General features: G+C 36.9%; 20 protein-coding genes. 15 read left to right on the forward strand and 5 right to left on the reverse strand.

Going from position 1 to position 20,681, the window contains the following annotated elements:
* Window positions 1-5: 5 nt before the first annotated feature.
* A complete protein-coding gene (locus ACKTTZ_RS03570; protein WP_253317432.1) occupies window positions 6-461 on the reverse strand; it encodes a DUF1801 domain-containing protein in 456 nt (151 codons plus the stop codon).
* A 100-nt stretch (window positions 462-561) separates the two neighbouring features.
* On the reverse strand, window positions 562-3,054 hold the full coding sequence (locus ACKTTZ_RS03575; RefSeq protein WP_407847384.1) for a GEVED domain-containing protein: 2,493 nt from the start codon (window positions 3,052-3,054) through the stop codon (window positions 562-564).
* Between the two features lie 227 nt (window positions 3,055-3,281).
* Here ACKTTZ_RS03575 and ACKTTZ_RS03580 point away from each other — a divergent pair, with 227 nt between their 5' ends.
* From ACKTTZ_RS03580 to proC, 4 genes are all read left to right on the forward strand, one after another.
* Window positions 3,282-4,487: a pyridoxal phosphate-dependent aminotransferase gene (locus ACKTTZ_RS03580; protein ID WP_034694997.1), complete on the forward strand. Its 1,206-nt coding sequence runs from the start codon at window positions 3,282-3,284 to the stop codon at window positions 4,485-4,487.
* Window positions 4,488-4,497: 10 nt separating this feature from the next.
* Window positions 4,498-4,983, forward strand: a complete 486-nt coding sequence (locus ACKTTZ_RS03585) for a hypothetical protein (protein WP_034694995.1) — start codon at window positions 4,498-4,500, stop codon at window positions 4,981-4,983.
* Window positions 4,984-4,986: 3 nt separating this feature from the next.
* Window positions 4,987-6,000 carry a UDP-N-acetylmuramate dehydrogenase gene (murB, locus tag ACKTTZ_RS03590; protein ID WP_034694994.1) on the forward strand — a complete coding sequence of 338 codons (1,014 nt, stop codon included), beginning with the start codon at window positions 4,987-4,989 and terminating at the stop codon, window positions 5,998-6,000.
* Between the two features lie 439 nt (window positions 6,001-6,439).
* Window positions 6,440-7,243 carry a pyrroline-5-carboxylate reductase gene (gene proC, locus ACKTTZ_RS03595; protein WP_253317433.1) on the forward strand — a complete coding sequence of 268 codons (804 nt, stop codon included), beginning with the start codon at window positions 6,440-6,442 and terminating at the stop codon, window positions 7,241-7,243.
* On the opposite strand, the gene ACKTTZ_RS03600 is transcribed toward proC, so the two are convergent.
* On the reverse strand, window positions 7,233-7,646 hold the full coding sequence (locus ACKTTZ_RS03600; RefSeq protein WP_034694990.1) for a VanZ family protein: 414 nt from the start codon (window positions 7,644-7,646) through the stop codon (window positions 7,233-7,235). The two genes, proC and ACKTTZ_RS03600, sit on opposite strands and share 11 nt — an antisense overlap.
* 56 nt (window positions 7,647-7,702) lie before the next feature.
* On the opposite strand from ACKTTZ_RS03600, the gene lnt reads away from it, so the two are divergent.
* The gene (gene lnt, locus ACKTTZ_RS03605) at window positions 7,703-9,337 is read left to right on the forward strand and encodes an apolipoprotein N-acyltransferase (protein ID WP_407847388.1); all 1,635 of its coding nucleotides are present in this window, start codon (window positions 7,703-7,705) and stop codon (window positions 9,335-9,337) included.
* A gap of 225 nt (window positions 9,338-9,562) precedes the next feature.
* Here lnt and ACKTTZ_RS03610 read toward each other — a convergent pair whose 3' ends face one another.
* Window positions 9,563-11,272 carry a T9SS type A sorting domain-containing protein gene (locus ACKTTZ_RS03610; protein WP_407847390.1) on the reverse strand — a complete coding sequence of 570 codons (1,710 nt, stop codon included), beginning with the start codon at window positions 11,270-11,272 and terminating at the stop codon, window positions 9,563-9,565.
* A gap of 243 nt (window positions 11,273-11,515) precedes the next feature.
* Here ACKTTZ_RS03610 and rpmB point away from each other — a divergent pair, with 243 nt between their 5' ends.
* From rpmB to ACKTTZ_RS03640, 6 genes are all read left to right on the forward strand, one after another.
* The gene (gene rpmB / locus ACKTTZ_RS03615; protein WP_002976757.1) at window positions 11,516-11,758 is read left to right on the forward strand and encodes a 50S ribosomal protein L28; all 243 of its coding nucleotides are present in this window, start codon (window positions 11,516-11,518) and stop codon (window positions 11,756-11,758) included.
* Window positions 11,759-11,764: 6 nt separating this feature from the next.
* Window positions 11,765-11,947 carry a 50S ribosomal protein L33 gene (gene rpmG, locus ACKTTZ_RS03620; RefSeq protein WP_027373683.1) on the forward strand — a complete coding sequence of 61 codons (183 nt, stop codon included), beginning with the start codon at window positions 11,765-11,767 and terminating at the stop codon, window positions 11,945-11,947.
* A 20-nt stretch (window positions 11,948-11,967) separates the two neighbouring features.
* Entirely contained in the window at window positions 11,968-12,120 is a 153-nt protein-coding gene (locus ACKTTZ_RS03625; protein ID WP_002976755.1) for a DUF4295 domain-containing protein, read from the forward strand.
* A gap of 89 nt (window positions 12,121-12,209) precedes the next feature.
* Window positions 12,210-12,677 (forward strand): RidA family protein, encoded by a 468-nt coding sequence (locus ACKTTZ_RS03630; protein WP_253317436.1) that lies wholly within the window; start codon window positions 12,210-12,212, stop codon window positions 12,675-12,677.
* Between the two features lie 15 nt (window positions 12,678-12,692).
* On the forward strand, window positions 12,693-13,646 hold the full coding sequence (ftsY, locus tag ACKTTZ_RS03635) for a signal recognition particle-docking protein FtsY (protein ID WP_034694984.1): 954 nt from the start codon (window positions 12,693-12,695) through the stop codon (window positions 13,644-13,646).
* A 72-nt stretch (window positions 13,647-13,718) separates the two neighbouring features.
* Window positions 13,719-13,979 carry a GlsB/YeaQ/YmgE family stress response membrane protein gene (locus ACKTTZ_RS03640; protein ID WP_034694983.1) on the forward strand — a complete coding sequence of 87 codons (261 nt, stop codon included), beginning with the start codon at window positions 13,719-13,721 and terminating at the stop codon, window positions 13,977-13,979.
* Window positions 13,980-14,058: 79 nt separating this feature from the next.
* On the opposite strand, the gene sppA is transcribed toward ACKTTZ_RS03640, so the two are convergent.
* Window positions 14,059-15,816, reverse strand: coding sequence for a signal peptide peptidase SppA (gene sppA / locus ACKTTZ_RS03645; RefSeq protein ID WP_034694974.1), 1,758 nt, complete (start codon window positions 15,814-15,816; stop codon window positions 14,059-14,061).
* A 20-nt stretch (window positions 15,817-15,836) separates the two neighbouring features.
* Here sppA and folK point away from each other — a divergent pair, with 20 nt between their 5' ends.
* The 4 genes from folK (at window position 15,837) to ACKTTZ_RS03665 (ending at window position 20,607) form a co-directional block, all read left to right on the forward strand.
* Window positions 15,837-16,253: a 2-amino-4-hydroxy-6-hydroxymethyldihydropteridine diphosphokinase gene (folK, locus tag ACKTTZ_RS03650; protein WP_034694973.1), complete on the forward strand. Its 417-nt coding sequence runs from the start codon at window positions 15,837-15,839 to the stop codon at window positions 16,251-16,253.
* A gap of 17 nt (window positions 16,254-16,270) precedes the next feature.
* Window positions 16,271-17,386, forward strand: coding sequence for a hypothetical protein (locus ACKTTZ_RS03655; RefSeq protein ID WP_034694972.1), 1,116 nt, complete (start codon window positions 16,271-16,273; stop codon window positions 17,384-17,386).
* Window positions 17,387-17,434: 48 nt separating this feature from the next.
* Window positions 17,435-18,961, forward strand: coding sequence for an OmpA family protein (locus ACKTTZ_RS03660; RefSeq protein ID WP_407847395.1), 1,527 nt, complete (start codon window positions 17,435-17,437; stop codon window positions 18,959-18,961).
* 206 nt (window positions 18,962-19,167) lie between these two features.
* The gene (locus tag ACKTTZ_RS03665; protein ID WP_034694970.1) at window positions 19,168-20,607 is read left to right on the forward strand and encodes an OmpA family protein; all 1,440 of its coding nucleotides are present in this window, start codon (window positions 19,168-19,170) and stop codon (window positions 20,605-20,607) included.
* The last annotated feature ends 74 nt before the right edge of the window (window positions 20,608-20,681 follow it).

Genomic DNA, 20,681 nt, shown 5'->3' on the forward strand with positions numbered 1-20,681 from the left:
TTTTTTTATCTCTTATACTGCGATTCATAAATTTTAATCCAATCATCTGCAGTCATTTTTTTACTGAGTTCAGCGATCAGCTCAAAAGGAATATCTTCTGCTTTCTTGAAGCGTACACAGGATTTTCCCATATCCAGTTTCTTTTTGGAGTGTTTAGGATATTCCGCCACAAACCAGTCAAGAAGTTCCGGCGTTGAATACAGTCCCATATGGTACAGTGCTATAAAATTTTTCTGGGAAGCAAGATTGATGAATGGCAGCGGTGTCCCGGGCGCACAATGATATCCTGCAGGAAATGTTGCCAAAGGAACGACCCATCCTACCATTCCGTAATTGGTGGCCTCTTCAAAACCTTTTGGAAGATTATCATTCACCGTATTGTAAAGCCTTTTAAAAGCTTCCTGTCTTTCTTCAGGAATTTTTGAGATATAATCTTCTATAGAAACTGACTGAATCTGCATATTGTAATTTTTTCTAAAATACGACTATTTTATAAAATTATCACAAAAAAGGCAGCTACACGAATGCAACTGCCTACAGAAATTATTAACTCAAAAAATTTTATTTCTTAATGGCTTTTACTGTTGATTTTGAACCATCTTTAAAGTTCATTGTCACTAAGTATAAACCAGCATTCAGTTCACCTAACTGCAGTTCTGTGGTAGGATTGTCAATAGTTTTCACTACTCTTCCTGCTACATCAGTAACTGTTACAGATTTAACATCTTTGATATCTGCAATGTGAAGTACATCTTTGAAAGGATTAGGATATACACTCATTTCTTTTTTCTTCAATTTCGTTTCTGAAGTGGATAAAGAGGTTGCCACTTCAAATGCAAAGTCAATGAACTCTCCTCTTGAAATAGCAGTACAAGGATTGGAAGGTGCTGTACTGTTATAATCCGTTACCACTCTCATTCTATAAGTTCCAAGAGGTGTTCCTGCAGGTACCGTGATAGATCCCGAAGTACTTGTAATATAAGTGTTCGTAACAAACATTCTTTCAGAAGCTTCAAAAGTTAAATTATTATTCCAGTCTACCCAAACCCCAATTCCACATGTAGGGCCACCGGCAGTGAAAGATACTGAAGTACTTGATCCCGGAGCATTGATTATTTTGTTACTACTTGTTGTTAAGTTCTGATACCCACCTGCAACACTTGAACCGGATGAATACGCCATATCTACAAGTCCTCCTGTAGAACTGAAGTCAGAAAGCCAGGAATTCTGAGAACTGGATGAAGGCAGACAGTACCCTGTTCTGAATGCAGTAGCTTCACTCCAGATACTTTTGTCACTAGCACTACATACAGATCTTACCCATGCATAGTAATTCGTATCAGCAGATAACGAACTCAATGGCGCAGAAATAGTAGTAGAAGTTACAGAATTGGTAGCATTCAACACCGTTGTAGCATCAGGTGCAGTATTGGTTGTACTGTAATATACTTCGTATCCGTTTGCAGGAACTGAAGCTGGTGCCGTCCAACCGATTGTTGCTGAGTTCATTGTTACGTTTGATGACGTAAGTGTCGTTGGTTCAAGGCAAGAAGGAATATTCTGAACGGTAATATTATCAATATAAATAGAACGTGAAGAACCTCCTAAACCATGTTTAAATGCTAACTGTAAATCAGTACCCGCCGGAATATTAACTGTATATTGAGTGTGGGTAGTTGTTAAAGCAATAGGAGAACCAATTTGTGTGAAAGAAGCAGGATCTGCAGGGTTTGATAATGTTCCCACTAACAGTGTATAATTACTTCCTCCCGCTTTTGCATAAAATCTTACCCTCTTCGTACCATCTGAAAGATTGATAGTAGGAGGTGCAACCAACATTTGGCTACCTGTTGTCCCACTTGAATTATTCATATAATAAGAATTGGGTGCTGAATAACTATTGGATCCATTTACATATCCATACCCCGCAAATGATGCACTTTCCAGATATGCCCAACAGCTTGGAGCATTGGTATTTGAGGTAGAACCTGTACTTGTTGTATCAAAATTCTCTGTATACGGAACTGTGAAAGTAGAACAAGCCGTTTTAAATGTTCCTGCAAAAGACCATACACTTTGGCTCGTTGCAGTATTACAGTTGGATTTTACCCAATAATAATAGGTTGTATTGGAATTAAGACCTCCTATCGTTGTACTTGTTCCTATTACTCCCGGATAAGTAGGAGTTACTGAACTTGATGGTGTTGTGTTTGAAGTACTGTGGTATACATCATAACTGGCAGCACTACCTGTCCATGAAACTAAAGCAGAATTAGCTGTAATTCCGGAAACCGCCTGCAATACTGGCGGAGCACAGTCTGAATATACATCTGCAGAAAAAGCAAAGATATTAGGTAAACCTGAGCCACTCGCTTTGGTAACCGTTACACTTTGTATTGGTTTTGCCTGGTTGGCGGCATCTATTGCCAGCTCAATCTGATATAACCTTGGGTTTGTTCCACCTTCAGGAGAAGGAACATCATCTCCACTGGCAGGAGTCGCACCTGGTTTTTTTATTCTTCCTATCCCCTGGATGGCAAAGTTAGATCCTCCATACCAGTCGGTAAGACTGATACTTGAAAATGTCTGCGAACTACCATCTGTAAAATTTACCACCGCACTTACCGTAGAAGTACCACTTCCACTCACAGCAAGCATATACAGTTTAGTAACGGGTTTAGGTGTTGTAAAAGCCAGAGTTCCGACATCACTTACAGCAGCCAATCTTAAAGAATTATTTGCATTTAAACTTGCCAGCTGAAAGCTTAATCCTGGCGTGGTTCCCACTACAGAATTAATAACCCCATCAACAGGAATACCATACGTAATAGCCGCACTTGTGGAAGTCAGCTGGAAATCTTTAGCTACAAAAGCGTAAGAAACACCATCTACATCATTGTTTGTTGAAACTGTTGAGGAACCTATTCCATTAGCAATTACGTCTGCCGTATACCCTGAAGAAACCGGCATTGTCTGAAAATTTTGAGCCATCATTACACTGGCCGAGAATAGAGCAGCGGCAGGCACCACTCTAGAAAATAAATTTATTACCATTTTAATCACATTTGTGGCGAAATTTAGGAAAAATAACAATACAAAATAATTATTTTTAATAAAAAATCAACATTTATTTAAAATCAATAAAACATCAACATCAAACTACATTAAAATAAACAGAATCTAAAGGGAATATAAAAACTTAATGGACTCCTTCTTAATTAACTCATAATTTTATTATTGAGAAATTAAATCCTATTTTTGTCATACAAATTTTTTGAACAATGCCGAATATTTCAAACAGAGCACTGCATATGCCGCCATCGCCGGTAAGAAAACTGGTTCCCTTTGCGTTACAAGCAAAACAAAAAGGAATAAAAGTATATCACCTTAATATCGGACAGCCTGATATTGAAACTCCGGAAACAGCTTTAAATGCTTTAAAAAACATCGATTTAAAAGTATTGGAATATGCGCTTTCTGAAGGGAATATTGAATACAGAAAAGCCCTTACAGAATACTATCATTCTTTAGGTTTCTCAGATCTTACTCCTGATAACTTTATTGTTACCAACGGAGGTTCTGAAGCACTAAACTTTGCCATCTCTACTTTATGTGACGAAGGGGATGAAGTGATTATTCCTGAACCTTATTATGCTAACTACAATGGGTTCACCAGCACATTTGATGTGAATGTAGTAGCAGTTCCTTCTACAATTGACACTGGTTTTGCTTTGCCACCTGTTGAAGAATTCGAGAAAAAAATTACAGAAAAAACAAGAGCAATCATTATCTGCAACCCTGGAAACCCTACCGGATATCTTTATACCCGTGAGGAACTTCAGAAATTGGCAGAAATTGCTTTGAAATATGATATCGTAATCATCTCTGATGAAGTTTACAGAGAGTACGTATATGATGGAAAGCAGCAGATCTCAATGCTTGACTTCCCTGAATTAGCTGAAAACTGTATCATCATTGATTCCGAATCCAAGCGTTACTCTATGTGTGGAGTAAGAATCGGATGTATGGTAACACGTTCCAACAAGATCCGTAATGCAGCCATGCTTTTTGCACAGGCAAGATTAAGCCCGGTTCTTTTAGGACAGATTGCCGCAACAGCAGCACACCAGAACGACGGTCCTTACATCAGAGCCGTAAGAGAAGAATATACTCACAGAAGAAATGTATTGGTAGATCTTTTAAATGCTATTCCTGGGGTAATCTGCCCTAAGCCGAGAGGAGCTTTCTACTGTGTGGCAGAACTTCCGGTGGATGATACTGAAAAATTTGCTCAGTGGTTACTTGAAAAATATTCTCTTAATAACGAAACCATCATGGTGGCTCCTGCTGGAGGATTCTACAGCAATCCTGAATTAGGTAAGAAGCAGGTAAGAATTGCTTACGTTCTGAAAGAAGAAGATTTAAAAAGAAGTGCTGAAATTCTTAAAGAAGCTTTAAAGAAGTACAGAGAAGAATTCAGTCTGTAAAATATATCCTATGCCGACAACAAAAAAAATCCATCTGAAAATCCTGTTTTCGATTCTTTTGCTGTCGGCATTTTTTTCATGTGATTCTAAAAAAACGGAACAGTCTGTTCCCCACAAAAATCCATACGAGATTACTTTCATCAGTGTATCTGATGTTGAAGGAAACCTCGGAAACTACAGGATTATTAAAGCTACAAAAGATTCTGTTTTTGCAGAAAAAGGAATGACCGCCAATCAAACCCATAAAGCGTGGTCATCTGCCATCAATTCTGAAACCTGGAAAAAGCTTGTATCATCCATTCATATTGTAGATCTTGATCATATCAAAAGTTCTCACAGCCAACAGTCCGTGGACGGAATAGATGAAACCTTCCAGATCCGGACTCCAAAAAAGTCTCATATCTATGTGAATGCTTATGCAGACACTTTACATTACAAACAGTTACAGCAAGTTAAAGAACAACTATACAAGATTCTTCCCAAAGAATACCAATAAAACATGCAAGAAAACTTTTCATTAAAACCTTATAACACATTTGGTGTTGAAGCCAAGGCCCGATATTTTACTGAAGTCAATTCTATTGATGAATTGAAAGAAGCTCTCACTTTCTCGAAGTCTCAATCTCTTCAGCTTCTTTTTTTAGGAGGCGGAAGTAATATTCTTCTTACCAAAGATTTTGACGGTCTTGCCATTCAACTTAATTTAAGAGGAATTTCTGAAGAGCATATCCATGAAAATGAAGTATGGGTAACTGCAAAAGCTGGGGAAAACTGGCATGAATTCGTGATGTACTGCCTGCAAAAAAATTATGGAGGACTTGAAAATCTTTCGTTAATTCCCGGAAATGTAGGAACCTCTCCCATGCAGAATATCGGAGCTTACGGAACAGAGATCAAAGATATTTTTGTGAGCTGTGAAGTACTGGATTTAGAAAATCTTGAACTGAGAACATTCAATCTTGAACAATGCAGATTCGGATACAGGGATTCTATTTTCAAGCAGGAAGGAAAAGGCAGATATGTTATTCTGGAAGTTACTTTTAAGCTTACTCAGAAAAATCACCCTATCAAAACAGAATATGGAGCAATCAAATCTGAACTGGAAAATCTTGGCATTGAAAACCCAACCATTCAGGATGTTTCCAAAGCTGTAATCAATATAAGACAAAGCAAATTACCGGATCCAAAAAAAATCGGAAATGCCGGAAGTTTTTTCAAGAACCCTACAATTCCCTTAACTCAGTTTGAAGCATTAAAACAACAGTTTGAAAATATTCAGGGTTACCCGAATGGAGAGATGGTAAAAGTTCCTGCCGGATGGCTGATTGAGCAATGTGGATGGAAAGGAAAGCAGATCGGAAATGTGGCTTCACACAAATTGCAATCCCTGGTCATCGTCAATGCTACAGGAAATGCAACCGGAAAAGAAATTTTCGATTTTTCTACGGAAATCATTAATTCTGTAAAAGAAAAGTTCGGGATAGAGCTTGAACGGGAAGTGAATATTATTTAATCTAAAAATAGATAAAGGCTGATTCATATGATTTCAGTCTTTTTTATTGCTTATTATCTGTAAGTGTTGGATTAACGCAAGGATCCTTTATTTTCTTTGTTATTATTTTAAGGCACAAGGATTTTATCTAAGAATGCGTTATGGCTGCATAATAGCTGGAAAATTGTAAGGCTGGATTCTTTCAGAATGACAAATACAACGCTTAGCTTATCCGTACACTTTGTCATTCCGATTAGGAATCTATGCATAGATGGGGTGGAAAAGCAAAGGACGAAAATAAAAATCTCATATTGAGCAAAATCGAAATATTCTTGCCCTTAAATGGCATACTATTTACAATCTTTGTGACTTTGCGCTTATCCAACAAAAATTAATTCAGAACCAATTCATATCCAGTCTCCGGAAAATCATTATTTTAGCTTAAAAATTACAATTTGCGATGAAAATAGCCATTCTTGGAGCCGGAAATATGGGGCTTTCTTTCTCAAAATCATTTTTGAAATATGAACTGATCAAACCTGAAAATCTGCATCTTATTATCAGAAATCAGGAAAAAATTGCCAAAATAGCTGAGGAATTTCCCAAATCTAAAATTTCCACTTTTGAAGAAGTAAAAGATATCGATGCTGATCTGATCATTATCGCTGTAAAGCCTCAGGATTTTCATGCAATAGCCCAAAATATTCAATTTACGTTCAAAGAAAACCAGATGGTTTTATCCATCATGGCAGGAATCAATATTGAAAAAATCCAGAAATTACTGAATCATCCGCTTGTTGTAAGAGCCATGCCGAACTCTCCTACCCTTCTGGGAATGGGAATCACAGGATATACTGCAGCCAATGGAATTTCTTTCAGCCAGTTAATCAATATTGAAAGATTATTGAACAGCACAGGAAGATCGGTTTATCTGGAGAATGAAGAACTTCTGGATGGTGTCACCGCCCTTTCAGGAAGTGGTCCTGCTTATTTCTATTATATCATCGATGCTATGATTAAAGCAGGTATTGAAATGGGAATTGAAGAAAATCTTTCCAAACTTTTTGTAAAACAGACTATGCTGGGTGCTTATCATCTGATCAATAATTCAGAAAAGAATCTTGAAGAACTGATTAAAGATGTTGCATCCAAAGGCGGAACTACTGAAGCTGCTTTACAAACGTTTGAAGAAAACAGTTTTAAAGAAATTCTGAAACAAGGAATTCTGAACGCCGAAAAACGAGCAAAGGAACTTAATAGTTAAATCTTTTTTCAATCAATCCACAAATCTTCCATCCCAGATACACCCCAAAAGTATTCAGGATGATATCGTCTACCTCAAATATTCCCATCCTGGTAAAATATTGAAGTGCTTCTACAATAACGATGCATGAGATAAAACCAAATAATAACGGCTTCAGTTTTCTCAGTTCGGGAATGACCCAACCCAGAAAACCAAAAGGAATAAACATTATGATATTCCCTAAAACAATCCTCACAATATCTATTGTCTTATTAGGTCCCTGAATAAATTTTATGGTAGAAAAAAAAGGTTCTACCGTAATAAGATTTTCCTCATATTGAAATCTGCCCATTCCTAAGAACATCAGATAGAGCAAAAACAGAGTATACGGAACAATAATGATTTTATAAATTTTCTTTAACATCGAACTGCTAATATATTCATTTCAAAAACATTAAATTTGTGTATTAAAATAATTTAATGAAATACGTTCTACTTACACTTATTTCAGCAATGCTGCTGTCGGTTTCATGGCCAACTTATGGAGTTCCGTTTTTTATATTTTTCGCTCTTGTTCCTCTTCTTATGATGGAGCATGGAATTTCAAAATTTTCAGATTATAAAAGGAAAAGCTGGATGGTCTTCGGATTGTCTTACCTGTGTTTTATCATCTGGAATGTAGTGACTACAGGATGGCTGTATGGTTCCAAAAACCCTGACGGAAGCCACTCTCTGATGGCTGTTTTATTTCCGGTGCTGGTTAATTCTCTTTTATACTCTTTGGTATTTCAATGCTACCATTGGTACAAAAATGCTCAGGGAACCTATTGGGGATTAGGATTTTTAATTGCTATCTGGATGAGTTTTGAAAAATTTCATTTAGGATGGGAACTTACCTGGCCTTGGCTGAACCTTGGGAATGTATTCTCAGACTACCCAAAACTAATCCAATGGTATGACACTCTAGGAGCAACCGGAGGAAGCTTCTGGATTCTCCTGATTAATGTACTGATTTTTTACACAGTAAGAACGTGGGAAGCCGGAAGAAAGAGGAAGGATTTGATCAAAAACTCGGCTATTATTGGAGCTTTAATTGCTTTACCAATGATTATTTCAGTAATCAAATACAATAATTTTGATGAAAAACCAATCGGACAGGTTAATGTTCTGATGCTGCAGCCGGATCTTGACCCTTATGCTGAAAAATATTCGAAAGACAGCCTGACCATAGAACAGGATTTATTAGCACTTGCTGAAAAAAACTCAACCGGTAAAATTGATTATTATATTGCTCCTGAAACAGCTCTGCCGGGAAGAGGATCTATTTCCGAAACAGCTTTTGAAAAGAGTTTACTTTTAAACAATATCAAAGGATTTTTATCCAATCATCCAGGATCTGTTTTTGCAACAGGAATTTCTTCACACCGATTTTTTTATAACCCTGCCGACTTGCCTAAGGAAGCGTACCAGATTAACAGTGGTGTTTGGGTGAGTAGTTATAACACAGCTATTCAATTGGTTCCTAACCAAAAAGTTCAGGCTTATCACAAAGGAAAATTAGTACCAGGTGTTGAGATATTTCCTTATATGAATGTTTTAAAACCATTGCTTGGAGATGCCATGCTGAATCTGGGAGGAACAGTAGCTTCTTTGGGAACAGATAAAGAAAGAGTTGCCTTTTCAAACCCTTACAATAAAGGAAAGCTGGCTCCTATCATTTGCTATGAAAGTATTTATGGTGAATTTGTAACAGACTATGTAAAAAAAGGAGCTAACTTCTTAGGTATTATGACCAACGACTCCTGGTGGGGCGTTACAGAAGGACACAAACAACTTTTATCTTATGCTAAACTAAGAGCTATTGAAACCAGAAGAGAAATTGCCCGTGCTGCCAACAGTGGAATTTCTGCCCATATCAATGCTAAAGGTGAAATAACTGCCGATACTTTCTATGGGGATCAAACCGCTTTATTTGCGAAAGTGAATCTGTATGATGGTATGACCTTTTATACCAGAGCAGGTGACCTTCTTTCAAGGTTTTCCATATTTGCGCTAGGGTTTTTATTATTTTATTACCTGATTGAATGGTTCAAAAAGAAAACAAAGAAAGGATAGTTTTTGAACACAAATTGCACAAATTGATGCACAAATAACACAAGATCTGCGTGATCTGCAAGATTTGCGAGCCTTATATTTTCTCGCTGATTTTGCAGATTACGCTGATTTTTATTTTATGAAGTTTTACTTTGCTTTAAATAGGTAAAATATTAAGACTTAAAAAAGAGAAAAGCCAGCTGGACGTCTGGCTTTTCTCATTGATAGAAGATAGAATTGATTCAATTACTTAATCGTAAGCTTCTTTGTGGTTATTTCGTTTTTTATCTTCAGTTTTAATAAATAGACTCCTTTAGGTAAATGAGAAACATCAATTGACTGGTCTCCATTTACACTGATATTCAGTTTTCTTCCATCCATCGAATACATTTCGGCTTCCGAAACTTTTTCTCCTTTGATATATACTTTATCTGATGTCGGATTCGGGTAGATAACCAATTGTTTTTCAGATTTGATTTCAGCTGTTCCCAACACACTCTGTGCAGAAGCATCAGAATATACTTTTGAAGCATCAATAGATTTCACACTCCAGTATACATTTTGAATGGACGGATCAAGCTCAAGAAACCATGATGGTGTTGTTACTACATATTTTGCAATATCATGAGCGCCCTGTGTAGATCCTACGGTAATTTCATAACGTAATGCATTCACCGGAGTTTTATCATCCGATGCCCCACTCCATGTGAAATTAAAACGATTTCCGTTTTTAGTCAGATTCAATTGAGTAGGTGCTGCAGGTTTTGCATTGGCTGCTGTGGAATTATTTTTAAATACTTTAGTCAGTGAAGGCAGATCAGAAGTAGCCCAATCGAATCCACCCAATAAGATATCCAGATGATGATCATTATTAAAATCAAAAAGCTGTACCAGTCCCGGACCTCCAAGCGCAGTAATACCAATGACAGTTCCTTCATTGAATTTATGATTGGAAACATCATAGATATAGGTTTTCACAACAGCGTTATAATCTTCATTTCCTGAAATAATAAAGTCGTAATAGCCGTCGTTATTTAAATCTCCAACACTCAATGCTACATCTGAAATATCGTTTACGGCAATCGCCTGAGGAGTCAATGTCCCGGTACCATCATTCATGAGAACAGCAAAATAGGGATCATCATTCCCATCTCTTCCAATCACCACAATATCCTGAAAACCATCTGCATTAAAGTCTGCATAATCTATTTTGCCCACTGCTACAGGCGCAAGATCTTGTGTAGGAGTGAGAACTCCAGCATGGTTCATGTACACTTTGGATACTGCATCTCCATTGATATCTGATCCGATAATCACAAGATCCAACAGGTTATCATTATTAAGGTCTACCACTTTAAAACTTCCGCTCTGAGTTCCATCTACCCAATTTCCTGTAAGATCAAAACCGGTACCCGTATTTTTGTAATAATCCAAACTATTTCCAAAACCTCCTCCGTGAGCATACTGAGTTCCATTAATTGCATAATCAGATTTCCCATCATGGTTAAAATCAAAAACTTCCAGAGATCCATAAATTTTTCCCGGCAATTCTGCTTCTTTTACAAATCCTGCACCTGTATTTTTGAATCGGTATTGTTTATAATTAACAACATCCATATAGCTGAGTCCTGTGGAAATAATATCCATCAGGCCATCATTATTATAATCAATGAATTTAATATCTCCAAGATGGGTCACATCTGCTCCCAACCCAACAAACGGCAATAAAGTTGTCCCATTATTCTGATATACTTCATTATAAGTACTATCTACATTTCCGTCACCATCGGAATCAATCGCTCCATTGAGCACAATATCAAGCGTACCATTGTTATCTATATCTGCGATATCAGCTGCAGAATAATAAAAATTACTCATGCTGGTCTGCACCTCAGTAAAGTTCTGAGCCATCAGACTGACAGGTACCATAGACAATAAAATATAAATCCTCCTCATAGTTGTTTTTATTTAGATTAATTAAAAACAAAGATAGAATATTAAATTCTGCGGGTAAAAAAAAGCGTGTATGAAATATATCAGCACCCTTTATCTGCTGTATCCCAAGGATTCTACTATTTTAAAAATTCATTATTATTAATCAGCCACTTATTTATAAATATTTTCCAAAAGATTTGTCTATCTAAAAAATTCTTCGTTATTTTGCACTCTCAAATATTATACAAATAAGAACATCGAGATATGTCAAGAATTTGCCAAATAACAGGAAAGCGTGCAATGGTTGGTAACAACGTTTCTCACGCTAATAACAAAACGAAGCGTCGTTTTGAAATTAACTTATTAGAGAAGAAGTTTTACCTTCCGGAGCAAGATAAGCACGTTACACTGAAAGTATCAGCTCATGGATTGAGAGTGATTAACAAGATTGGAATCGAGGAAGCTATTGAAAGAGCTACTAGAAACGGATTGATTAAAAAGAATTAATAAATCATGGCAAAAAAAGGAAATAGAGTTCAAGTAATCCTTGAATGTACAGAGCACAAAGAAAGTGGTATGCCAGGAATGTCTAGATACATTTCTACAAAAAATAAAAAGAACACTACAGAAAGATTGGAATTGAAAAAATACAATCCTGTTCTTAAGAGATCTACCCTTCACAAAGAAATTAAGTAATTTATAAATAATAACTTACCATGGCAAAGAAAGTAGTAGCAACCCTACAAAGCGGTCAATCTAAGAAGATGACTAAAGTGGTGAAAATGGTTAAGTCTTCTAAATCAGGAGCTTACGTTTTCGAAGAAAAAGTAATGAATGCTGATGAAGTAGATGGTTATTTAAAAAAATAATCAGTACTTTGTTTACAATATAAAAAACTACTCATTTTTTGGGTAGTTTTTTTGTTATCTTTGCTCACCAGATTATTAATCAGTAAAGTATGAAAAAGATACTTGTTCTGGCCTGCACAGCAACTTTTCTATTTTCATTCAGTCAGAAAACGATGAATTCTGCAGAATATAAAAGTTCGCCAAAAGTTTTCAACATTAAAGGATTATCACAATCAGTAAGTATTGACTGTGGAAATTCTAAAATGATTTTGTTATCCGGACAGGTTCCTCTGGACTCTGAAGGTAATCTTGTGGGAAATACGATTGAAGAGCAAACGCAGCAGGTTTTCAAGAATATTGATAATATCCTGAAAGAATATGGAGGTACAGGAAAAGATATTATCAAACTGGTAATTTATACCACAGACATCAAAAAAACACCTGATTTCAGAAAAGTAAGGGATTTGTATGTCAATCTTCAAAATCCTCCCGTAAGCAGCCTCGTAGAAGTGAGCAGGCTTTTCAGAGATGATGTACTTATAGAAGTAGAAGCCACAGCAGTGATTAAAAATAAATAAGAATAAACTAAAACTATGAGTTGGTTTAAAAATATTTTCAAAAAGGAAGAAAAAGAAACCTTAGATAAAGGATTGGAAAAATCCAGCCAGGGATTCTTTGAAAAAATGACGAAAGCCGTAGTCGGTAAAAGCAAAGTAGATGACGAAGTTCTGGATGATCTGGAAGAAGTACTGATTGCTTCCGATGTAGGAGCCTCTACCACTATCAAAATCATTGAAAGAATTGAAGAACGTGTTGCCAGAGATAAATATGTAGGAGTAAATGAACTTGACAAAATTCTTCGTGATGAGATTTCAGGATTATTGCTTGAAAATCCTCATGCCGGCACAGGGAATATCGATACTTCCAAAAAACCCTACGTCATCATGGTTGTAGGAGTAAACGGAGTTGGAAAAACAACAACCATCGGAAAACTGGCTCACCAGTTCAAATCGGAAGGTAAAAAAGTAGTTCTTGGAGCTGCAGATACCTTTAGAGCTGCTGCTGTTGACCAGCTTGTTATCTGGAGCGAAAGAGTGGGTGTTCCTATTGTAAAACAGGAAATGGGATCAGATCCTGCTTCAGTAGCCTTCGATACAGTACAAAGTGCCGTTGCTCAAAATGCCGATGTTGTCATCATTGATACCGCAGGAAGACTTCATAATAAGATCAACCTGATGAATGAATTGTCCAAGATCAAAAGAGTGATGCAGAAAGTAATTCCTGATGCACCTCATGAGATTCTATTGGTACTTGACGGTTCTACAGGACAGAATGCTTTCGAACAGGCAAAACAGTTTACAGCAGCAACAGAAGTAAATGCTTTAGCAGTAACCAAACTGGACGGAACAGCCAAAGGAGGTGTTGTAATCGGTATCTCTGATCAGTTCCAAATTCCGGTGAAGTATATTGGTGTAGGCGAAAAAATGCAGGATTTACAACTTTTTAATGGTACGGAATTTGTAGACTCATTCTTCAAGAAAAGATGATTTATATCATGTTTTCCCTTATATTAGCAAACAAATCATTTTTAAATATTAACAATAAAAAAATTTGCAACTATGGGAATTATAACATGGATCCTATTTGGTCTTATCGCAGGTGCTATCGCTAAAATGATCATGCCGGGAACTCAGGGAGGAGGATGGCTTATCACTATTATCCTTGGAATTCTTGGAGCATTTGTAGGAGGAGCTATAGGAGTTTACGTTTTACACTGGGGAGATGTTACTTCATTCTGGAATCCTAGAAGCTGGATTCTCTCAATTGGAGGCGCTTTAATCATTCTCTGGATTTACGGAATGGCAACAAAGAAAAGCTGATATAAAGGCTGATAAAAAAAATAAAATCCCGGATCTGAAATTTCAGGTCCGGGATTTTTGTATACAATATAAAATTTAGTTAGTCGTTAATTCTAATCTGATAAGGCATTTCCATTTTCACCTCAGACTGCAGTTTCTTGTTTGTAATCTGCTGCAGAATCTCATAGTTGGATTTCCCAATCTTGTTCTTGATAATTCTGGCAGAAACGTCCTCTTCATTCAGGTCTTTAAAGATTTGCTCAAACGGAGTCATTCTCTTAGGGAAAGCCTCTACATGATAAGATTTTAATCCTGCTTTCTGAGCGGCAAACTTCACTGCATCTGTTAAAGTACCCAATTCGTCTACCAATCCTATTTCTTTTGCACGAACGCCACTCCATACTCTACCACCTCCTACATTGTCAATCTGCTCAAAAGTTTTCTTTCTGTTCTGAGTCACAAAGTGTACAAATCTCTTATAAGTACCTTCTACACTTCTTGTCATCATATTCACTCCGTAAGGGGTTACTCCGTTTAATCCGGAATAATACATAGAGTTGGCATTGGTGGAAACAATATCTGCACGGATTCCGTTTTTAGCTGCAATATCTTTGTAGTAAGGCATCACCCCGAACACTCCGATAGAACCGGTAAGCGTGTTAGGCTCTGAATAAATTTTATCCGCAGCCATCGCTACATAATATCCTCCTGATGCCGCATAGTCACCAAAAGAAACGATCAGTGGTTTTTTCTTTTTCAGCTGCTGTAGTTCAAATAAGATTTCATCTGAAGCATTAGCACTTCCTCCCGGAGAGTTGATTCTGAAAACAACTGCTTTCACTTTATCATCCTCCTGAAGTTTTTTAATATACTTCACATATTTCTCAGAATGAATATCATTGTATTCATCTCCGTTATTAATAGATCCCGAAGCATAAAGTACTGCAATCTTTTCACCAGATTTATCTTCATCCGCATAAGAGTTGATATAACTTGTCAAAGAAATCTTGTTCAGTTTATCTTCATTTTTCACACTTAACTTCGCCTTAAGAAGATCTTCGTATTCTGATTTCTGAATCAGCTTATCGGCTAGTTTATATTTTAGGCTTTGCTCAGGAATCATTCCATATAAACTATCTGTAATCATTCTGAACTGAGCAGTATCAATTTTTCTTGAAGCTGCCATTTTATTGGAAGTATTTTTCCAAAGGTCATTCAAAAGCGTACTTAACTGTTCTTTATTTTCAGGTGAAATATCATTTCTTATAAAAGGTTCTACCGCAGACTTGAATTTACCGTGACGGATTACTTCAATTCCGATCCCGTATTTATCTGCAAAATCCTTGAAGAAAGTAACCTCTGTAGAAAGACCTTTTAATTCTACCATTCCTGCAGGATGCAGATAATATTTATCAGCAACAGATCCTAAATAATAAGCAGACTGTGATACGCCGTTTCCATATGCATACACAAACTTTCCACTCTTCTTGAAATCTTCAATAGCGTTTCTAAGATCATCAATCTGAGTAAGTCCTGCAGATAAATAATCAGTTTCTATACTGATTCCTTTAATATTATCATCCGTTTTTGCTTTATTGATAGCTTCCAATGCATCATATATAAGGATACTTTTATTTTGAGCTCCTAAACCGAATAATCCCATCTCTTCTTCAGTGGGGCTATCGATTATATTTGTCTTTAAATTAATCGTAAGAACGGAGTTCTTTTTTACCGCCACCGACTTATCATTCCCCATCGCACTGAACACAAGCATCATAATGAAAAAGATGAAAAATAGAGCGCAAAGTATGATAATTGCTACTATATTTGCCAAAACATTTTTAAAGAAACTTCTCATAAATCAATCAATTTTCTAATATGTCGCAGCATAAGGTCGTTTTGTTACTAGGAAGTAACTTAGGAGAGCAAAAAAAAAATGTAGAGCTTGCATTAAAGATGATAAATGAAGCCGGAAATCACATTTCACAAACCAGCGAATTTTTAATGTCTGACCCTGTAGAGTTTGTCAGTTCCAATATTTTTTGTAATATTGCAGCAATAATATTCACTCATCTTTCACCAATCCAACTGCTTGATTGTATTAAGAATATAGAAATTGAGATGGGAAGAATTAATGATTCAAAAGTATCCGGAGGTTATACTGACAGGATTATAGACATTGATATCATTAAGTATAATGAGTTAAATTTTAAGTCAGAAAGGTTAGAAGTCCCTCATAAAAAACATCTTTTTGAAAGGGATTTTTCCAGAATATTATTGAAAGATTTTATTTAAAACATAAAACATATTGTATGAAATTAGGTTTATTATTATTGGCTACGTCATTGCCAATTGCAGCTTTCGCACAGAGCAGCGGCACTACAGTAAACTCTTCCACAGAGTACCCTAATACATTCTCCTCAGGTTCCGCTAATGTACAAACTTTCGACAACAAATCCAGACGTTTCAGAGACTGGTCTATTTCTGTTGGAGGAGGTCCTGCATTTATGGTACACTCCGATTTAAAATCTATCCGCAAGGATAAGACCAATTGGGGTTACAATGCATACGTAAGCGTAGACAAACAAATCACACATGCATTCGGGCTAAGCCTAATGTATATGAGAGGAGAAACGAAACAGACAGCCCAGCTTCCCGGTGCTGCAGGTGTAAAATCAGGAATAGCGACTGCAACCACACAATTTGACAACATCTCTTTATTAGGAGATATCAACTTCTCGAACTTATTCAGAAGAGTAGACAACCACTCTCCATACAGATGGGCTTTCCATGGATATATGGGAATTGGAGTTCAGGGATTCAGAACATCACTACATGATAACGACGAATTCAGATGGAGTAATACTCCAAGAAGAACGCCTTTGTTCATAAAACAAGACATTGATATCAACTCTATCTTCTATCAGGGAGGTTTAGGAATAAAATACAATGTTTCTAAACTTATTGACGTTGAGGCAAGAACCATGTACATCATCAGTGGTGATGATGAATTTGATGGTGGCGGATGGGCAGATCCTAATGATTATGATCCTTCCACTCCAGGTTCAAAATACAACATGCTAAACCCTAGAAGATCAGATAATGCATGGACGGTAAGTTTAGGTGTATCCTTCAAATTAGGAAAACACGAATCTCACCTTGCATGGCATGACCCACTTCAGGAAGCTTACTACAGAACCAGCGTTCTTGAAAATGCAAGTACTGACCTTGTTGTTTGTGAAAAAGGAGATGCAGACAATGATGGAGTATGTGATGACTGGGACAGACAGCTTGACACTCCTGCAGGTGCAAGAGTAGACGGTGCCGGAGTTGCTTTAGATATGGATCTGGATGGCGTTATTGACCTTTACGACAAATGCGTGACTGTTCCCGGGCCTGTTGAAAATAACGGATGCCCAATTAAATAATAAAACTTAAACTTTTTTTCAAAAAAAAGAATTATATAATTATACACGATGAAATCAAATTTAGCAATTATTGCATTAGCATTGGCTATTCCTTCGGCCAACTATGCACAAGACTCATTGGCAGTTTCCAAAGGAGAATATCCTAATACATTTTCTTCAGGATCTGCCAATGTTGCACCTTTCACCAATCAATCAAAAAGATTTAACGATTGGTCTATTTCTGCCGGGGTGGGAGTTCCGCTTATTCAGTCAGGAGATCTCACTTCCATAAAAAATGGTAACGGTAAAAACCTTTTTGGATATTCAGCGTATGTAAGTATTGATAAAGCGATTACCCATGCTTTTGGGATCAATTTACAGTATGACAGAGGTGAAACCAGACAAGGATGGTTCAATACTAAAAATGCAGCACCAGATGCATCTGCAGTAGGAGCAAGAACCCAGTATGACGCAATCTCCATTTTAGGAGATATTAATTTTTCTAACTTATTAAGAAGAGTAGACAACCATTCTCCTTACAGATGGGCGCTTCACGGATATGCAGGTATCGGTACAATCGCATACAGAGCCTACCAGAAAAACGGAAGTAACAAACAGACATTAATGACTGAAATCAAGCCTTTCCAATTAGGTTCGATGTTCATGCAGGCTGGTACAGGTCTTAAATTCAAAGTCAACAGAAGAATCGATATTGAAGGTAGATTAATGTATGTGGTAACTGGTGATGATGAATTTGATGGTGGCGGAGACAAATATAGCGCCATCAATAAACGTGAAGAACAGGTTTCTGATAACTTCTTCAATGCAACATTGGGACTTTCTTTCAAATTAGGAAAGCACGAATCTCATTTAATGTGGCATGACCCGCTTCAGGAAATCTACTACAAACTAGATGTATTGGCTAATAAAGACCAGGATATCGAAGTGTGTAAAAAAGGAGATGCTGATAACGACGGGGTATGTGACGATTGGGACAGACAGCTTGATACTCCTGCAGGAGCAAGAGTAGACGGTGCCGGAGTTGCCCTTGATACAGACTTAGACGGGGTTATTGACCTTTACGATAAGTGTGTAACCGTTCCCGGACCTGTTGAAAACAACGGATGCCCTATCGTGAAAGATCATAAGGAAACTGCTGTAGAAGTAGAGAGAACTCTTAAAGATATTTATTTCAACTTCAATAAGGCAACTATCAGACCTGAATCTAATGAAAAGTTGGATCTGGCAGCTTCAATTATTAAAGAAAACGGAGGTAACTACCTTTTAACAGGACATACAGATATCAAAGGAAATGCTGCCTACAACCTTAGATTGTCTAAAGAAAGAGCAGCTGCTGTAGTAGGAGCTCTTGAAAGCAGAGGCATTAATGATAATGTACTGAAATCAAGAGGAGTTGGTTCTGCTGAAGCAACAATCCCTGCATCAGCTTCAGATGCTGAAAGACTGGCAGACAGAAAAGTGACTGTAAGATTTATAGAAAGTTCTGAATGGGATTCTATCAAAAAGAAAGACTATGAGGATGCTCCTGTAAAAAAAGCAGTGAAAAAAGTTTCAGCTAAGAAAAAGAAGAAATAATTTTCAAATACATCATAAACCGAAAAGAAAAATTCTTTTCGGTTTATTTTTTTCTACTCCGAATTTTTTACATACCTTTATCATTATTTTCAGGATAACTGACATAAAATGCATTAGAAATTGGTGATTTTGTCTTGAAAAAATTATACAAAATCGCTTTTAAAATAAAAGTCATTTAAAATAACTTAACTTAAAAAAATAACACTATGAAATTAAGTTTAGCAATTGTTGCATTAGCGCTGGCAATTCCTTCTGCCACATATGCACAAGACTCAACGGCAGTTTCAAAAGGAGAGTATCCTAATACATTTTCTTCGGGATCTGCTAATGTTTCCCCATTCACCAATCAATCTAAAAGATTTAACGATTGGTCTATTTCTGCCGGGGTGGGTGTTCCACTTCTTCAGTCTGCAGATTTGACCTCAATCAAAAATGGTAACGGTAAAAACCTTTTTGGATATTCAGCCTATGTAAGTATTGATAAAGCGATTACCCATGCTTTTGGGATCAATTTACAATATGACAGAGGTGAAACCAGACAAGGATGGTTCAATACTAAAAACTCAGCACCAGATGCATCAGCAGTAGGAGCAAGAACTCAGTATGACGCAATCTCTCTCTTAGGAGATATTAACTTCTCTAACCTGTTAAGAAGAGTGGATAACCATTCTCCTTACAGATGGGCACTTCATGGATATGCAGGTATTGGTACTATTGCCTACAGAGCCTACCAGAAAGACGGAAGTAACAAACAGACATTAATGACTGAAATCAAACCTTTCCAATTAGGTTCTCTGTTCATGCAGGCTGGTACAGGTCTTAAATTCAAAGTCAACAGAAGAATCGATATTGAAGGTAGATTAATGTATGTGGTAACTGGTGATGATGAATTTGACGGAGGCGGTGATGCTTACAGCGCGATTAACAAGCGTTCTGAGCAGGTTTCTGACAACTTCTTCAATGCTACCCTAGGTCTTTCTGTAAAACTTGGAAAACACGAATCTCACTTAATGTGGCATGACCCACTTCAGGAAATCTATTACAAACTGGATGTACTGGCTAATAAAAACCAGGATATCGAAGTATGTAAAAAAGGAGATGCTGATAACGACGGGGTATGTGACGATTGGGACAGACAGCTTGATACTCCTGCAGGAGCAAGAGTGGACGGTGCCGGAGTTGCGCTTGATACTGACTTAGACGGTGTAATTGACCTTTACGATAAGTGTGTTACAGTTCCAGGACCTGTTGAAAACAACGGATGTCCTGTAGCTACAACAGGACCTGTAGTAGAAACAGAAACTAAGTTGGAGGGAATTGAGTTTGATTTAAATTCTGACAGAATTTTACCATCAAACACGCCAATCTTAAACAATGCTGTAAACTACATCAATTCTTCAACTGGTTCTTATAATGTAATCGGAGCTACTGATACAAGAGGTACTGATGCTTACAACCAAAAACTATCAGAAAGAAGAGCAAACAACGTTAAGAACTATCTTATCAAAAATGGTGTTCAAACAGGTAAACTACAGGCAATAGGAAAAGGTGAAAAAGACCTTAAATACCCTGAGTGTGAACCGGCAACGAAGTGCCCTGAATGGAAAAACAGAGCCAATAGAAGAGTATACTTCGAAGCTAAATAATAAACATATTGATATATCATATGAAAGTCACGCCCTGCGTGACTTTTTTTGTCTAATTCTTTCCTTATTTTTAC

The sequence above is a fragment of the Chryseobacterium sp. KCF3-3 genome (assembly GCF_045865955.1).
Classification (GTDB): Bacteria; Bacteroidota; Bacteroidia; order Flavobacteriales; family Weeksellaceae; genus Chryseobacterium.

What these genes read in the sequence shown, in the direction of transcription:
- rpmB (WP_002976757.1), top strand. Translation starts at nt 11,516, where the DNA reads ATGTCAAGAATTTGCCAAATAACAGGAAAGCGTGCAATGGTTGGTAAC.
- lnt (WP_407847388.1), top strand. Translation starts at nt 7,703, where the DNA reads ATGAAATACGTTCTACTTACACTTATTTCAGCAATGCTGCTGTCGGTT.
- ACKTTZ_RS03575 (WP_407847384.1), bottom strand. Translation starts at nt 3,054, where the DNA reads ATGGTAATAAATTTATTTTCTAGAGTGGTGCCTGCCGCTGCTCTATTC.
- sppA (WP_034694974.1), bottom strand. Translation starts at nt 15,816, where the DNA reads ATGAGAAGTTTCTTTAAAAATGTTTTGGCAAATATAGTAGCAATTATC.
- ACKTTZ_RS03585 (WP_034694995.1), top strand. Translation starts at nt 4,498, where the DNA reads ATGCCGACAACAAAAAAAATCCATCTGAAAATCCTGTTTTCGATTCTT.
- ACKTTZ_RS03600 (WP_034694990.1), bottom strand. Translation starts at nt 7,646, where the DNA reads ATGTTAAAGAAAATTTATAAAATCATTATTGTTCCGTATACTCTGTTT.
- ftsY (WP_034694984.1), top strand. Translation starts at nt 12,693, where the DNA reads ATGAGTTGGTTTAAAAATATTTTCAAAAAGGAAGAAAAAGAAACCTTA.
- ACKTTZ_RS03630 (WP_253317436.1), top strand. Translation starts at nt 12,210, where the DNA reads ATGAAAAAGATACTTGTTCTGGCCTGCACAGCAACTTTTCTATTTTCA.
- ACKTTZ_RS03655 (WP_034694972.1), top strand. Translation starts at nt 16,271, where the DNA reads ATGAAATTAGGTTTATTATTATTGGCTACGTCATTGCCAATTGCAGCT.
- ACKTTZ_RS03580 (WP_034694997.1), top strand. Translation starts at nt 3,282, where the DNA reads ATGCCGAATATTTCAAACAGAGCACTGCATATGCCGCCATCGCCGGTA.
- ACKTTZ_RS03610 (WP_407847390.1), bottom strand. Translation starts at nt 11,272, where the DNA reads ATGAGGAGGATTTATATTTTATTGTCTATGGTACCTGTCAGTCTGATG.
- ACKTTZ_RS03570 (WP_253317432.1), bottom strand. Translation starts at nt 461, where the DNA reads ATGCAGATTCAGTCAGTTTCTATAGAAGATTATATCTCAAAAATTCCT.
- rpmG (WP_027373683.1), top strand. Translation starts at nt 11,765, where the DNA reads ATGGCAAAAAAAGGAAATAGAGTTCAAGTAATCCTTGAATGTACAGAG.
- ACKTTZ_RS03640 (WP_034694983.1), top strand. Translation starts at nt 13,719, where the DNA reads ATGGGAATTATAACATGGATCCTATTTGGTCTTATCGCAGGTGCTATC.
- ACKTTZ_RS03660 (WP_407847395.1), top strand. Translation starts at nt 17,435, where the DNA reads ATGAAATCAAATTTAGCAATTATTGCATTAGCATTGGCTATTCCTTCG.
- murB (WP_034694994.1), top strand. Translation starts at nt 4,987, where the DNA reads ATGCAAGAAAACTTTTCATTAAAACCTTATAACACATTTGGTGTTGAA.
- proC (WP_253317433.1), top strand. Translation starts at nt 6,440, where the DNA reads ATGAAAATAGCCATTCTTGGAGCCGGAAATATGGGGCTTTCTTTCTCA.
- ACKTTZ_RS03665 (WP_034694970.1), top strand. Translation starts at nt 19,168, where the DNA reads ATGAAATTAAGTTTAGCAATTGTTGCATTAGCGCTGGCAATTCCTTCT.
- ACKTTZ_RS03625 (WP_002976755.1), top strand. Translation starts at nt 11,968, where the DNA reads ATGGCAAAGAAAGTAGTAGCAACCCTACAAAGCGGTCAATCTAAGAAG.
- folK (WP_034694973.1), top strand. Translation starts at nt 15,837, where the DNA reads ATGTCGCAGCATAAGGTCGTTTTGTTACTAGGAAGTAACTTAGGAGAG.